Raw genomic sequence first — 12,939 nt, 5'->3', positions numbered from 1 at the left:
GAAACTCACAGCACCACCTCCATTGATCCGGTTTCGAGCGCGCCGCTATCCAGAATCGGGCGCAGTGTGGTCCGGTTGTGGTTCACGACAACGCGAAAACGATAATTGCCGTCATCCAACTTGGTAAGCGCCGGCGCGAAATCGATGTACCGGTCGGGCAGCTGCGCAACGGCCCAAATCTCGGCAGGCTGATTACGTCCCGGATAGCGGACCGGACCGATTAGCTTCGACGGCGTGATCTGAAACATTGCCTGGCGGCCGCTTTGCTTGAGGCTCCACAGGAACCGCGAGCGCGACCTATAGACAGGACTCGGCAGCACTACGCTGACCTCTAATTTCATTCCGTGCATTCGACCTCCTCGACCATTCCCATCTTCTTGGCGCGTACGAAACGCCATTCCTCATAAGCTGCGTCCCACACATCGAACTTCACCTGCCTCGGCGTGCCGACGCGGTTCTGATCGATCCACGCGTGGCACGGGCCGCAACCAGGCACCGTATAAATGTTGTCTGCTCTGCGACCGCCAGCTTTGCCATGACGCGATTGGTTCGAATGGCAATCGACAACCGTGTCGTGCGACCAACCACGACTGACGCATACGCCGGGCACGCGGAGATAGCACTCCTCGCCGCGGCACGCATCGATGTACTTCAAGCCTTCCGCGACCGTCGGCTTACGCTTCGCGCGCTTCTTCATCTCCGTGCGCTTCATGCGCGCCTTCGGAGTGGCGAAGCTACTGAATGGCGAGCCAGGTTTGCGAGCGAACGTCATGCTGCCGCCAACAGTTCAACCAGCGCTTTATCCGACAGCACTACCATGCCCGCGATCAAGTCGATGATGTGCGCCGACGTGTGCACGCACAATCCGAGATCCCGAGCGAGACCTTGCTCAATCGGCGCACCGCGCGATTTCTCCCAGCCAGGCAGCAGCGCGACACCATCGCAATCTACGAGTGCCTTGATGTCGACGCGCATGCAGGCGAGCCAGTCGCCATCGCTGCCTGAGTTGAGCTCGGCGGGATTGACAACCTCGAATCCAAGCGTACGCAGGCGAGCCGACTCTGCGGCAAACGCAGGAAAGTTGAATTCCGGATAGCCCGTCATCGGGCCGGCGAGATAAAGCTTCATGCCGACGCTCTCCCGAACAACGCGTTAGACAGCGCGTCCGGTCGAACCCGGCCGAGCTTGATCTTTCGATTGAGCGCGTATTTCCTGCGCTTGAACGCATACTCAACAGGGTCCACTTGCCTGCGGAATTTCAGCGCGCGCTCTGCAAGCGTCATCGCAGGTGCAAGCCTTGCGTTCCGGCCTTTTCCCTTCCTGAAAGCCGCCGTCGGCGTGCCGTTGACCGGCCTCGGCCGATACATAGCAATATGGAATTCGCCTGAATCGCAGGCCTTTCGCAAAAGCTTGTTGGTCCGCGACTGGCTAGCAAACAGCACTCCGGCGATCTCTTTCACGGTCCGCGCCTTCTTATCGTCCATCAGCACGCAAATGCGCTCGTAAAGCGGCGACTCGGAATGGTTCTTCGGGCCCAGTTCGAGCAGCCCCGCTTGTCGTTGCACGCTCCACGGTGAACGGCCTGGCAACCTGTCCATCTGCTGCTTCAACAGGACGGGTGACGCCCAAATCTCGCGAACAATCTGCTTTTCCTCTTCCGAATAGCGGCGCACTTCTATATCTCCTTTACCGTGATGCCGTGCTTTTCCAGCATCAGCTTTCGCTTCTGGATGTACGTGCGGTTTTTCCGAGTGGCAACCGACTTCACGTCCTCGACAACCTGCTTGCCCGTGGCGACGACGATGTAGACGAAATCAGCGACATATTTCGATGCACGCTCCCATGTGCCGTCGTCGCGCTGGCGACGCTCGGTCAGAACGAAAGCAACTTGCAATTGCAGATCGCGGATGATCCCGGCCGCCTGCTGCTGGATCAGGTGAAACCAGCGCGATCGCTCTTTCTGGCTGTCGAACTTGATGCCGTCGTGCTCGCACTTCGTGTTGCGGTACTTCGCCGGCTTCTTCGCGGCCAGCGCGACCGGGTGACGCCGGATCAGTGACGGGTCGAATGGATCGGTCGGATCATCCAGCGCGCTCGATTGCGGCGGGTTTCCATTCATCTCGTAAATGAGGCGCTGCGCTGTCGTCATGCGCAGTGGCGATTCGTCATGAACCGTTGCCGTTCCGACGTTTTTTGTTCCGGCCGGAACCACCATGGGCCATGCAGTGCGCTTGCTCATGCCTTCGGCTCTCGCTTGTAATACGAGTCACAGCCGCAATCAGGGCAGACGAGTTGTCGCGCGTTTTTCAGCGTTTTGTGCTGCACACCAACCAAATCCGAGTGCATGCCCTTCCAGCCGCATTTCCGCACCTTGCTGCACTCGATTGCGATGTCGTGCTCGTTCGCCTTCGTGTTATTGATCGCGCTCATGCCCACGTCTCCAAACGCAGGCAATAGCTGTTCGGCGCCGCGTGCTCGCTACGATGCACAGTCACAAGGTTCTTTTCCTCGAGTGTGGCAACTCCCGCGTACACCGTCATGAGCGTAGTGCCCAGCTCGGCGGCAAGATCGGGCGCGGACACCGAGCACACGCCGTTCGTATCCTCAGACCGGCGCGCCAAGATCAGCAGCAGCAACTTTGGGGACGGCTTGAGCGCCTTAGTCCATGCCACTTCCGTGAATGTTTTCATTGCTTCTGTTCCCATTTCGGCGGATTGAGACGGCACTCGGCGCTTCCCGAGACGTACTGGTACGTCGGCAAGTGCGCACAGTTGCGAAAGCCGCGGCTGTAAATCGCGGTGTGGCCGGGTTTCGTGTTGGCGTGCTGACATGTGCGGCAGGTGTTCATGCGGCCTCCGCAGGCTTATCGCGCGGGATGTCGTTGAAATACGCGTACATGGCCTCGTACCGCTCCTCGCTTTCGCGGCTCACCGTGCGCAACAGATCTTCCATCCATTCGCCTGGGCCGGACGCCTTGCACACCTTCGCTTTGAACTGCTCAAAGAACTTGAATTTCGAGCGATCGATGCCGAGTTGCTGGCCACGCGCCAGATAACCGCTTTCCGTCTTCCACCAGTTATCCGGAGCTGATGCGGCGCCCGGCGTGCCGACGGTCTGAACCTTTACCGGGAACAAGCCGGTCCAGCCACGAAGCACCGCCTCTTCGATCGTGGCTTCGGGACTTTGGCCGTCCGCAAAAAGCCTCACAAGACGCTTAATCGAAACCTTTGCGGCCGGTCGTGTCCATGGCGCATCACCGTCTTTCGCTTTCGCTTCGCGGTGTTCGCACCACATGTCCCAAACGTCGAAGGGAATGGTTTCGGGAAGTTCAAGGTTCAAAAGCTCGGCATGCAACGCAACTCGCGGCGCACGCCGCGCAGGTTGATGGTTCCTTGATGATTCAGTGGTGGTTCCTGATGATTCGGGTGCAAAGCTATTGCACCCTTTAGCGCTCTGGTTTGCACCCTTTCCGTCGTCAGTTGCACCCTTTCCTGCTGGAATTGCGCCCTTTCCATTGGGTGCATTTTCTGCACCCTTTGAACCATCGGAAATGGGTGCAAGTTCTGCACCGTTTATCCATGCCGGGCTGATCCGATACTCGCGCGCTTTGCCACGACCGCCGCCAGCGTGAGCAACCAGAATGAGGAAGCCGGTCTTCTCCATGCGGCGAATCTGGTACTGAACCGCGCGCGGTGACTGGCGCGTTTTCTCAGCGATATATTTGATCGACGGATAGATGTGGGAGCCATCATCGTCGGCATGGTCAGCCAACTTCAGCGCAACCAACATCTCGCCGCCGCCCTCGGGATACCGGTCGAACACCGCAGTCATTAACTTGACGCTCAAGCCGTCACCTCGAGCGGCAGGCCGACCGTCTCAACCATCACGCCGGTTTCGATGCATTCACGCTTGCCGCGCACCGCGAGCATCTCGGCGTCGAGCAGCTCGCGCACGCGGCCGCACACACTCGACATCGCCATGTTCGTGCGGTCGGCAATGTCGCGACGCGTGAGCATCGTGGTGTGCGCCATGAACAGGTCGAGGACCATTTGCTTCTGCGCGCTCAACTGGCGACCAGGCATAGCGTGGTACGCATCGATTTGGGTTTGGGCTGCTCTCATTTGTGCTCCGTCATGCCTTCGATGCGCCCGACCAGACCAAACAGAGCGCGGATGTGGGTGAACACTCGATCTTTGATTCGCGTGACTTCGTGCTGCTGGACGATGTTGTCTTCGAACGTGCGATTCACCTCCTTGCCGATGTCGCCGTTGGTCTCCCATGTTTTTGCCATCAACTCAAGCACGGCGCTATCCGAGCAGTGGTCGGCAGTCGGAATCTCAATGAGGGCGTAGCCGCGTTCCTGCGCCCAAGCCTCAAGGATTCGATCGTCGCCAGTCAGACTGGTCATCTTCACGGCTTCTGCCAGCGTCAAGACGTTGCGGTTATCGGGTGAACGATTCAGGTTCACCTTGTTGCGCAACAGAGCGCCCGAGGAAAGACCCATGCGTGAAGCCAGTGCGTCAGTTCCACCGTGGGGATAGTCGTGCGCTACTGCGTGTGCTGCGTCGGCTGTGTTCAAAGTGACCTCAATCGAATGTTTCTTCGTACGGTTGGCGCCGCTAAAGTGGCATCAACAACAAAAACAACACGGGGTAAAACAAAAATGAAAAACGGGAACCTCGGACCGCACGGGCGGCGACTTAGTAGTCCTTCAGAAGATCGGGTGAACCCGGCCGAAGGACCTTCGTCGATTACTTCGCTGTTGCTGCTGGCTTCGCTGTCGCCGCTCTCAACGCAAGAAACTGGTCAATCAAATCCTTCTTGGCTCGATCCATTTGCGCGCCGATGCAGCCTCGGGCCGCCATCTCGCACAACACAGCGCGTATCTCTTTCAACTCAGTCGCAGTAAGCACGCGCGCTCCTTTCAGTAATTGGGCGGGGTCTCAAGCCTCTGGCAGAATCAGGCTCCCACACCATGAAACAACTTTGAACCGGAGACCCCATGAACGATGACAAACAAATCCAAATAGCGGCCGAGGCGGCTGCGGTGAAGCATGTCAGCGCACTAGCACTTGCAATCGCCCATTGCAACAGCGGCGCGATCGACGACTCACTAGAAGCCCAAAAAACCGAACTCCTTATTAATTTTCAATCTGCAATTGAGTCAATCGGATGGGACTCCCCAGAAACGACCCTTATTCAAGCCAAGCTATCCGTTGCTTTCGAAAGATCTATCGAATCGATCATCGGCATTTCTTCGAATCTCGTCCGATCCATCCGTTCGGGGAGGTGAGATACCTCGCGCGAAGGGTGCGGCTCAGATTGCTCCGTCTTTCACGAATTTTTTTTCGCTAACTGCGCGTCGATGGCATCCATTAACTTCCCCAGCTGGAGGCCATCCGTATCGGCGGGTCGAAGATGGAGCGCCCACCGCTTTTGTCCGCCTGGTACAGACTCATCCACCAGCACGCAATCCGCAGGAAACGTGATGACCACCTTGTTAGATTCGACTTCAGTGCGGGGAACGGCCTGCGGCCTGATGGCTGAACCATCCCGGCGAACTGTCGCAAGGCACATTCCGCTGGCGACCGAGGAAAGATCGGTGGCATCGATCTCGCGCGTGCCTGTGGCGCTGCGCGCTTGTTTGGCCAGCGCCATAGACCAGCGGACAAACCGCGCGTATAAATTCTTGGGTGCCATTACGCTGCCTCCGTTGCGCGAGATGCCAAGCAACCTTCGGGACCGGCGATCTCGGGCCAAATGCGGCGCCAGTTGTCCGGGAAGGTGTCGCGCCGCGCGACGGCGCCGTGCGTCTCTTCTTCGAGTCGCACCGCCCTTTCTGGTGAAATGGGCGCAAGACCAGACGCCATCTGCGAAAGATAGGATGGCGAAACTCCTAACCGCTTCGCAAGGTCCTTGGCAGTGCCGCGCTTTCCGGAGTTGATGTAGGTCTTGAGGTTCATTCCCACAGTTTAGTTTCAACTAAACCCACGGTCAAGTGAATACTAATTTAGAGTCGTCTAAACTTCCGGTATGAAGAGCAATGAAATCCGCCGGGCTCGGCTGAGGATATGGACCGAGACCCACGCTATTCCGCAAAAAGAGAAAAGCTACTTTTCGCAGCTTTTGGGCGGCGCATCGTTTGGCGAAAAGGCAGCTCGCCGGCTGGAGAAAGACTATGGAATGGGAGAAGGGTATTTAGACAGACCCTTCCGTGACGGCGACGCGGCAGAAAGCGCTGCGAATGTCAATCCGACGATTACAGATACAAAACAATCGCTTTCTTTTGCTTCAAAATCCAGCGATATTCGTAAGCTTGTGGAAAGAGAACTACCTAACCCAACAGAAGACGAGTTCGCGTTCGTGCCCCAACTTGATATGGCCGCAGCATGCGGCGAGGGTCGCTTCCAAGATCACGTCGTAGTAAAGGGCGGATTGGCATTCAAACGATCAAGCCTGCGTGACTTTGGCGTCCCCGAACACTCCGCGCGGATCATCTATGCCGCTGGCGGCAGCATGGCGCCCACCATTCAGGATGGATGTGTCGTGCTTGTAAATACGGCAGACACGACGCCGCTCGACGGAAAGGTGTACTTGATTTGCAAGCCCGATGACGGGTTGGTATTAAAGCGACTAGTGCGCGACTATCACCCATCGATTGGGGCTCAAGCCTGGATCATGCGCAGCGACAACCCTGACAAGATTGCGCATCCCGACAAAGTATTGCCGCCCGATGACAGAACAATGATTGCCGGCCGCGCCGTGTGGAACGACAACAGGCTTTAGGGTTGGATTTCGGGCCAGAAGCCCAGCTCGGGGCCTCGAACGAGGCGCGCCCAATTAGTGCCTGTTCGACAGCAAAAGTAACCTATGAAAACAAAAATTATCTCACTCGTACTGGCCGTCGCCTCTATATCAGGCTGTGGCGTGGCCCACCCGCCAATGTCGCGCGATGAATTCTTATCAACTACCCGGCGCGACTACGCTGACATTTCGCCAGATCAGGTCTTTTCCGCCTCGGAGAAACTGTTTAGGCTCGCCGATGGAAACGACTTCGCGATCAGTTGGACCGATGATTCAGTGATTGCCAACCGTAGCTGGTCTATCTACCTGGTCTTCGCCGCATCATTCGGGACCGACTACTGGATCGTTAAGGCATCACCGGCGAACGGGGCCACTCGCGTACAAGCAACAGTCGGCTCCGCCGCCTCCCCCGTGTTTGGCATGCCTACAGGCGGGGGCGGAGCAAGCGCGACTACACTCCCAGGCGGAGTAATGCCGATCCAAGGAACTGCAATTTACGAGGTATTCTTCGCGAGGCTTGAATATCTACTAGGCAAACGGAGCGATTGGATGTCCTGCCAAGAATCAAACGACCGAGTGAAGGCCGGTACGGTATGGGGCTCTAATGATGCCCTGTGCAATAGCTTCAACATGACCGACACCGATCCGACAAAGCCAATGGCGACGAGCAATTAATGCAACTCTTCGCGATGTCGAAAGCGATCGAAAACGCCGGTACTACTTTCTGAAGTGGGACAGAGGGTGAAGTGAGTCGCATGCCTCGCGGAATAATAGCGATCTAAGTCTCGAGCCGAGACCCACCACGGGGCGCAGGAGCGCTCCTAGATCGCAGCGGCGGCGAAGCATGAGACGTAGTAAGCGCACGACTAGCGAGCGCTCGGTAGAGAAGAGCGATAGCCCACTTCTAAACGCGTTGGATGCCGAAGCTCGACGAGACTCGATATTCAACGTCTTGGTGGTTGCAGGATCAGCAGCCGTTTTGTTAGCGATTGTGGCCGTAGGGGTGTTGATTTGGACGCTGCCAACCAAGGACAGAGGTCCCTGACGTGACATTTGGATCGTACATCGCGGCAGCCTTACATCGGCGACTGTTGATGGCCTCCTTTATGCGTGACGGCGACATATCAATGTCTAACACCGCGCCCCCGAAAAGCCCCGCCCTGAGCGGGGCTTTTATTGTCTGGTCTCGTGGACAAGGGCTGTACATGCATAATGTTGATGCCGCGTCTCAGCGCGGCGCAGTGTCCAACTTGGCCCGCCTTGTGCGGGCTTTTTTTCGCCTATTGATTGTCCGCGGTCAGCCGTTGCAGCAGGCTTACCGTTCGCCCCATAAGGCACAAGTCCCTATTGTGTTTCTGTTGATTTTCTAAACATAATAAACATACAAAAGCAACAAACGCCGGGGAATTCCATGGACAACCTTGTTGACGACGAGCTGGCCCATATCGAGGCAATCCTCGGCACGTGGCTCCCGGAGATAGAGACCAATCCGGTGCTGACATCAAATTATTGGCGCGAGCGCATTTTCTTGCTAATGGGCTTGAATCACCTCTCCCCATCCCAACTGCAACGAGCGCATGCCGTGCTCGCGATTCTTGATCGCTTCGACCAGACGTGCGCGTTCGCGCAGGCCGGAAACGATAGCAGATTCGTCTAATTGACGAGGACTTTGAGCGCACTACTCGGCCTTTTGGTCTGTAACCGCCGTCTCCCGTGACCCTGCGGGCTTTTCTTGTTCGGCGGATAACGGCGCCTTTACGCGAATCCTGAATAGGTGCAAGTAGGTGTATGCGCGAAGCTCCGCGATGCTTACTATTTGCTTGCCTTCCGAGGGTAATGCGCCGGCCAATAAAAAATAGTACCGAGCGCACCAGGTCGTGAATTCAAAGACTTTGCTGAACGTTAAGCCTGCTTCGTGCAGGCTTTTTTTCGCTTAACATTTTGCAGTTACTGACTTTCGTTATGGCCGATTGAGCCTATGATCGCTCTAATTCGGTTACGTTTGGTTACAGGTATGCGCTCATATGACATCGTGATCGGGATCACCTTGTTGCTCCTCGCTGTTACTTGCCTCGGCCTGCTCGCGGCTGGGTGATTGGTGCGCGAGACTGCGAGCCGTCGGCTTCCTGCACTATTTAAATGGGTGCAGCATAATGACTGCGCCCGCTGTTCACTGCGGGTTTTTCATCGTTGGTCTCCTCCTTTGCCCGCTTCCCTGCGGGCTTTTTTACGTCCCGAATCCTCCTTAGATCCTGCGGTTGCTGATGTTACAAATTAGATGGATGCTGGTTTAGTTTTTACTTTACTTGTAGTTTAGTGTTCGCTAATATTCATCCCATGCACTCACCGAACACGGCGAGATTCGAATCAAGGGGATGAATGATGGCCGAGAGGGACGCAGTGACCGAGCTTCGGGCGGCGCATCGAATTATCAGCAACGCGCTTAGCCTGATGTCGGCAGAGCAAAAAATCGAATGGGCGCTGCTGAACGAGCGTGACGGCGTCGCCGGCGAAGGCACGACGCGCGCTAACGAGCGTTTAGAAGTCTTTGTTGCGGCGGGTGCAGCATGAACCGCGCTTCCTGCGATAACGCCCTGCTCCACTCGTGCGACCGCGTTCACGCAAAGCTGACGAAGGCAGGTGCTTATGGCCTCTTCGTTTGCGTGGGCGTCGTCTGGTTCCTGTGCGTTGCCATCCCGGCCGGAGCGATCTGGAAATGAAGGCATACCTGAAAGCTTGGGCGCTGGCACTGATCGCGCTCGCCGTCTGGTGCGCGATGTCCGCCGAGCAGGATTATCAGAAGGCGAAATTCGAGCGCTGCTCTGTAACTCGCTGCGCATAAATCAATCTCCCGCAAAGGCTCACCATGCACACAAACCTGATAGCAGTCCTTAGTGCTCTCCTGCTTCTGTTTTGCGTTGTGGCGTGCTGGCTAGTTCGCGGCGGTGCGATCAACGAGCGTGAAGAATTGAAGCGTATCAAAGCAGCGGAACGCAACATCCAGTGGCCTGTTTCGCACTGAAAGAACGCCCCTGCACGGAACGCCGCGGTGGATCTAGGCGTGACAGCTCGGAGAGACGGCAACAAACAACACGCGCGCCGCACATCGCGCTAACCACTGAGGACTTTGCTGTGTCGCGTTATCACTGTCGATGCCGCAAGTGCGAAAAGCGAAAGGTGCTGCGGCTGAAGCCCGAAGAACATACCCGGCCACCGCGATGCCATGACTGCGGTTCTTCCAGCTTTCGCATTGACGCATGGATGATGAAGCGCGATACGCGCGCTATGGGATGCACATGCGCAGGCTACCACTTCATGCATCGTCGCGGCAGCTTGTTTTGCTGGCATCGCGCCGATGGGTCTGATCGATACCCCGGCGATGCTGATTTCGCCGATCGCAATTATGACGGCCTTGCGGCCTGATTCAACGCAGCACAACACGAGGTGACCATGTCCCTGTTCGCATCACTTTACCCGCTGGCGCAAAAGACAACGCTCACGCTTTTGATCACTGCTGAAGGCGATCAATTGCGCGTGAACGTAACCCCGCGCGCCAATGACGACGCCAAGGGCGAAAAAACGCTCTACCCGCTTTCCATCCTCGCCAAGCCCGACGAGTTGGACCGCGACTTTGCAGCGGCAGTCGAGATTTATGAACCGAGCACGTTGTCTGTGCTCGACCAGGCGCGCGCCGCTAGCGCCGCAAATGGAAACGCGTCGACGCCCACTGCACTTCCTGCTCCTGCGCCGAAGGGCAAGCGCGGCCCCAAGCGTGCCACCGAAACGCCGGCGCCGACTGATTCGAGCGGCAACGCTAGCGCTGCCGACGAACTGCCGGTCGATCCGCGTCAAACCCAAATTCCCGGGATCGATGCCGACGCCGAGCCCGCCACGTCCGAAACGCCTGCAGTAACCAGTGAGCAGGATTCCAGCAACGCGCAGCCCGCCGCCGAAGACGACGGCGTCGACCTTCTCTAAGGACCCACACCGTGAAAACCGAAACACTCGCTCGCGAGTTTCGCTACAACGGCGCGAAGCTCACCGATCCGTCGCCGGGTTTCTCCCTTCAGCAGGTTCGCGATTTCTACGGCAATACGTATCCGGAAATCGTCAACGCCGAAATTGAAGGTCCCGATGTCGTCGGCAACAAGAACGTGTACACGTTCCGCCGGGCCGTTGGAACTAAAGGAACGGCGCTGTGACACTCGATCAGATTCGCGCCGAGCTCGAACGCGGCCCGCTCTCACCTTCGACGACCCATTGCGTCGATATGCACCTGGTGAACGATCGCGTTGCGGAGAAGCTCCATGTAGTGGCGACGAAGCGTGCCGCCGGCGTGCGTCTGCAGTTACCTGTTTCTCATATGCCGGTGTTGCCATGACCTTTTCTGCTCTCGCGCTGCCGTCACTCGCTGATGTGCCCGCTGTTTATACGATCCGGTCGGCCGAATCGTTTTCGCATCCGCTCGCGCTTTCGATGCTCGACTCGGGCGTCATCACCGAGAGCGACGTTCGCCAAAGGCCGAAGTCTGAAATCGCGCTGATACAGACGGCACTTTCGCGTAGGTGGGAGCGGATCACTGAAGGGATGAACCTCTTCGATTGGCACCTGCGGATCGAGCAGGCACCGGAGCACGGTTTCCCGCAGCACAGAGAAGAACACCTTTGGGCGCTGATTCAGACGGCAAACGGCCCGGTGTCATGTCGAGAAATCCTGATCGGGCGCGGTATGGAAAAGCTGGAAGCTATCCGTGCTGGCCTTGGTCAAACGGTGCTCGCGACGCTTCAGGACGCATTTGGCATGCTGCCCTCCGTTTGCACTCCAGGCTTCACCTTGAGCCTCGCGGAATACATGTACTGGTACGGTGAATCGGACGAACGCGAGGCGATGGCGCAAGCGGCCGAATTGAATGGATACGACAGCGTCGAAGAGCTACTCGAAACGAACGACTTTTTTACCCGCGCGCAGTTTTTCGACGGCATGCCTGAATGGGCGGCGGCACCACGGCGTGTACTTACCCGCCGTCAAATCGTACTCGCTGCCGGCCGTGATCCGTTCGCCCGCGAAGTGGTCGACGCGATGGACACGGTTTGGAACATCGCCCGGTTCTATGGCCCGTTCGCCGACGTGCGGTCGGAAGACGTTGGCGCTGACCTAATTGATTTCGGCCTGATCGTCCGATGGAGTGGAGACGACATCGTCGGTCGCGTTGTCGATGACTATTTGCACCAAGCGTCGGAAGGCGAATACGTGATCGCGTCTTCAGTTACTCCGCTGAAGATCGTCGGCGCCGACATTGCCGATTGGTTGAAGCGCATGGAATCAACGGCGCTGCTCGCAAAGGCGGTCGAGCACGTCCTTTCGATTTTCGACAGGGATGAATTCCAATCGCCGCAGGCTCGCGTGCAGGTGCGGGTATGAGCACCGTCTCGATTGCCCACGAAAACGATGTTGAGCTCGCACTGGATAGCGCGCTCCTTTTCTACCGTGCGCAGGGCACACACCTCATTTACGCGACTCAACATAGCGCGCGCGTGGTCGACGGCAAGCCGACGCTGCTGGCCGGCGTGCCGATCACGCTCGACCAGCTGGCGGACATCGCCGACCTTGCGGCCCGGAAAACGAGTTATCGCGGATTTATCCACGACCGAGTTGTGTATCTCGCGCCGAACCAGCTCGCTTGGTGGGTGCCCGCATGCACGCGCCGCGTGTGGTTCAACAGCAAGGACAAGATCGGCGAACGTGCCGGCGACGCCGCCCACCCGCCGCTCGTGTTCATCGTCAATCGCACGAGCTGGTCCGTGTTCGCATTACGCGATAACACGCGACCTGGCCCGGCAACAAAGCTCTACACGGCGCCGTATTACAACGTTTGGGAAGGTGGCGAGATCTGCGTGGGCAACGTGCAAACGCCTGACGCAATCAATACGGACAGCATCAAGCCATACGAAGACGCGTTCTTTCGCAGTCGCTTCACTCACACGAACAACGACCGACTTATCCACAGGCGCGGGGGCGCTGAACGTCTGTGGCTGGATTTGCTCGACGGCGCCGAATTCCCACTTGACCGCATGATCGACGCGAAACAAACCCTCGCGAAAGCGATCGGCTCCAGCACCAATGAGGACTGACACG

The 12,939-nt window shown here is 57.5% G+C and carries 25 protein-coding genes; 12 read left to right on the top strand and 13 right to left on the bottom strand.

Going from position 1 to position 12,939, the window contains the following annotated elements:
- Positions 1-5: 5 nt before the first annotated feature.
- From HB376_RS03075 to HB376_RS03025, 11 genes are all read right to left on the bottom strand, one after another.
- Positions 6-341 (bottom strand): hypothetical protein, encoded by a 336-nt coding sequence (locus HB376_RS03075; RefSeq protein WP_213761963.1) that lies wholly within the window; start codon positions 339-341, stop codon positions 6-8.
- Entirely contained in the window at positions 338-712 is a 375-nt protein-coding gene (locus tag HB376_RS03070) for a DUF1364 domain-containing protein (protein WP_255631157.1), read from the bottom strand. Before HB376_RS03070 ends, HB376_RS03075 begins: the two co-directional genes overlap by 4 nt.
- Before the next feature lie 56 nt (positions 713-768).
- Entirely contained in the window at positions 769-1,128 is a 360-nt protein-coding gene (locus HB376_RS03065; RefSeq protein WP_213761962.1) for a DUF4406 domain-containing protein, read from the bottom strand.
- Positions 1,125-1,673 (bottom strand): hypothetical protein, encoded by a 549-nt coding sequence (locus HB376_RS03060; RefSeq protein ID WP_213761961.1) that lies wholly within the window; start codon positions 1,671-1,673, stop codon positions 1,125-1,127. Before HB376_RS03060 ends, HB376_RS03065 begins: the two co-directional genes overlap by 4 nt.
- Positions 1,674-1,675: 2 nt before the next feature.
- Positions 1,676-2,239, bottom strand: a complete 564-nt coding sequence (locus HB376_RS03055; protein ID WP_213761960.1) for a DUF1064 domain-containing protein — start codon at positions 2,237-2,239, stop codon at positions 1,676-1,678.
- A complete protein-coding gene (locus HB376_RS03050; RefSeq protein WP_213761959.1) occupies positions 2,236-2,430 on the bottom strand; it encodes a hypothetical protein in 195 nt (64 codons plus the stop codon). Before HB376_RS03050 ends, HB376_RS03055 begins: the two co-directional genes overlap by 4 nt.
- Complete coding sequence (locus HB376_RS03045; protein ID WP_213761958.1) at positions 2,427-2,690, bottom strand: helix-turn-helix domain-containing protein; 264 nt, start codon at positions 2,688-2,690, stop codon at positions 2,427-2,429. Before HB376_RS03045 ends, HB376_RS03050 begins: the two co-directional genes overlap by 4 nt.
- A gap of 154 nt (positions 2,691-2,844) precedes the next feature.
- The gene (locus HB376_RS03040; protein ID WP_255631135.1) at positions 2,845-3,846 is read right to left on the bottom strand and encodes a helix-turn-helix domain-containing protein; all 1,002 of its coding nucleotides are present in this window, start codon (positions 3,844-3,846) and stop codon (positions 2,845-2,847) included.
- Positions 3,843-4,121, bottom strand: a complete 279-nt coding sequence (locus tag HB376_RS03035) for a hypothetical protein (protein ID WP_213761957.1) — start codon at positions 4,119-4,121, stop codon at positions 3,843-3,845. Before HB376_RS03035 ends, HB376_RS03040 begins: the two co-directional genes overlap by 4 nt.
- A complete protein-coding gene (locus HB376_RS03030; protein WP_213761956.1) occupies positions 4,118-4,579 on the bottom strand; it encodes a phage regulatory CII family protein in 462 nt (153 codons plus the stop codon). The genes HB376_RS03035 and HB376_RS03030 overlap by 4 nt, the downstream gene beginning before the upstream one ends.
- Before the next feature lie 172 nt (positions 4,580-4,751).
- Complete coding sequence (locus tag HB376_RS03025) at positions 4,752-4,913, bottom strand: hypothetical protein (RefSeq protein WP_213761955.1); 162 nt, start codon at positions 4,911-4,913, stop codon at positions 4,752-4,754.
- Positions 4,914-5,002: 89 nt separating this feature from the next.
- Here HB376_RS03025 and HB376_RS03020 point away from each other — a divergent pair, with 89 nt between their 5' ends.
- A complete protein-coding gene (locus HB376_RS03020) occupies positions 5,003-5,293 on the top strand; it encodes a hypothetical protein (RefSeq protein ID WP_213761954.1) in 291 nt (96 codons plus the stop codon).
- A gap of 41 nt (positions 5,294-5,334) precedes the next feature.
- On the opposite strand, the gene HB376_RS03015 is transcribed toward HB376_RS03020, so the two are convergent.
- Both HB376_RS03015 and HB376_RS03010 read right to left on the bottom strand, forming a co-directional pair.
- Positions 5,335-5,700: a hypothetical protein gene (locus HB376_RS03015; protein WP_213761953.1), complete on the bottom strand. Its 366-nt coding sequence runs from the start codon at positions 5,698-5,700 to the stop codon at positions 5,335-5,337.
- Positions 5,700-5,963, bottom strand: a complete 264-nt coding sequence (locus HB376_RS03010) for a YdaS family helix-turn-helix protein (protein WP_213761952.1) — start codon at positions 5,961-5,963, stop codon at positions 5,700-5,702. Before HB376_RS03010 ends, HB376_RS03015 begins: the two co-directional genes overlap by 1 nt.
- 70 nt (positions 5,964-6,033) lie before the next feature.
- Between HB376_RS03010 and HB376_RS03005 the strand changes: the two genes are divergently transcribed.
- The 11 genes from HB376_RS03005 (at position 6,034) to HB376_RS02965 (ending at position 12,935) form a co-directional block, all read left to right on the top strand.
- Positions 6,034-6,786, top strand: coding sequence for a S24/S26 family peptidase (locus tag HB376_RS03005; RefSeq protein ID WP_213761951.1), 753 nt, complete (start codon positions 6,034-6,036; stop codon positions 6,784-6,786).
- 84 nt (positions 6,787-6,870) lie between these two features.
- Positions 6,871-7,479 (top strand): hypothetical protein, encoded by a 609-nt coding sequence (locus HB376_RS40745; RefSeq protein WP_255631133.1) that lies wholly within the window; start codon positions 6,871-6,873, stop codon positions 7,477-7,479.
- A gap of 736 nt (positions 7,480-8,215) precedes the next feature.
- On the top strand, positions 8,216-8,461 hold the full coding sequence (locus tag HB376_RS02995; protein WP_213761950.1) for a hypothetical protein: 246 nt from the start codon (positions 8,216-8,218) through the stop codon (positions 8,459-8,461).
- A 743-nt stretch (positions 8,462-9,204) separates the two neighbouring features.
- Positions 9,205-9,375, top strand: coding sequence for a hypothetical protein (locus tag HB376_RS02990; RefSeq protein WP_213761949.1), 171 nt, complete (start codon positions 9,205-9,207; stop codon positions 9,373-9,375).
- Entirely contained in the window at positions 9,372-9,524 is a 153-nt protein-coding gene (locus HB376_RS02985; protein ID WP_213761948.1) for a hypothetical protein, read from the top strand. The genes HB376_RS02990 and HB376_RS02985 overlap by 4 nt, the downstream gene beginning before the upstream one ends.
- Positions 9,521-9,646: a hypothetical protein gene (locus HB376_RS40740; protein WP_255631132.1), complete on the top strand. Its 126-nt coding sequence runs from the start codon at positions 9,521-9,523 to the stop codon at positions 9,644-9,646. The genes HB376_RS02985 and HB376_RS40740 overlap by 4 nt, the downstream gene beginning before the upstream one ends.
- A gap of 608 nt (positions 9,647-10,254) precedes the next feature.
- Positions 10,255-10,782: a PRTRC system protein E gene (locus tag HB376_RS02980; protein WP_213761947.1), complete on the top strand. Its 528-nt coding sequence runs from the start codon at positions 10,255-10,257 to the stop codon at positions 10,780-10,782.
- Positions 10,783-10,793: 11 nt separating this feature from the next.
- Positions 10,794-11,006 carry a PRTRC system protein C gene (locus HB376_RS02975; protein WP_213761946.1) on the top strand — a complete coding sequence of 71 codons (213 nt, stop codon included), beginning with the start codon at positions 10,794-10,796 and terminating at the stop codon, positions 11,004-11,006.
- On the top strand, positions 11,003-11,185 hold the full coding sequence (locus HB376_RS40735; protein ID WP_255631169.1) for a hypothetical protein: 183 nt from the start codon (positions 11,003-11,005) through the stop codon (positions 11,183-11,185). The genes HB376_RS02975 and HB376_RS40735 overlap by 4 nt, the downstream gene beginning before the upstream one ends.
- Positions 11,182-12,225, top strand: coding sequence for a PRTRC system protein F (locus tag HB376_RS02970; RefSeq protein ID WP_255631156.1), 1,044 nt, complete (start codon positions 11,182-11,184; stop codon positions 12,223-12,225). The genes HB376_RS40735 and HB376_RS02970 overlap by 4 nt, the downstream gene beginning before the upstream one ends.
- A complete protein-coding gene (locus HB376_RS02965; RefSeq protein WP_213761944.1) occupies positions 12,222-12,935 on the top strand; it encodes a PRTRC system protein B in 714 nt (237 codons plus the stop codon). The genes HB376_RS02970 and HB376_RS02965 overlap by 4 nt, the downstream gene beginning before the upstream one ends.
- The last annotated feature ends 4 nt before the right edge of the window (positions 12,936-12,939 follow it).

Source organism: Caballeronia sp. dw_19 (genome assembly GCF_018449515.1).
Classification (GTDB): domain Bacteria; phylum Pseudomonadota; class Gammaproteobacteria; order Burkholderiales; family Burkholderiaceae; genus Caballeronia.
This window is presented reverse-complemented; position numbering and strand designations above follow the sequence as displayed.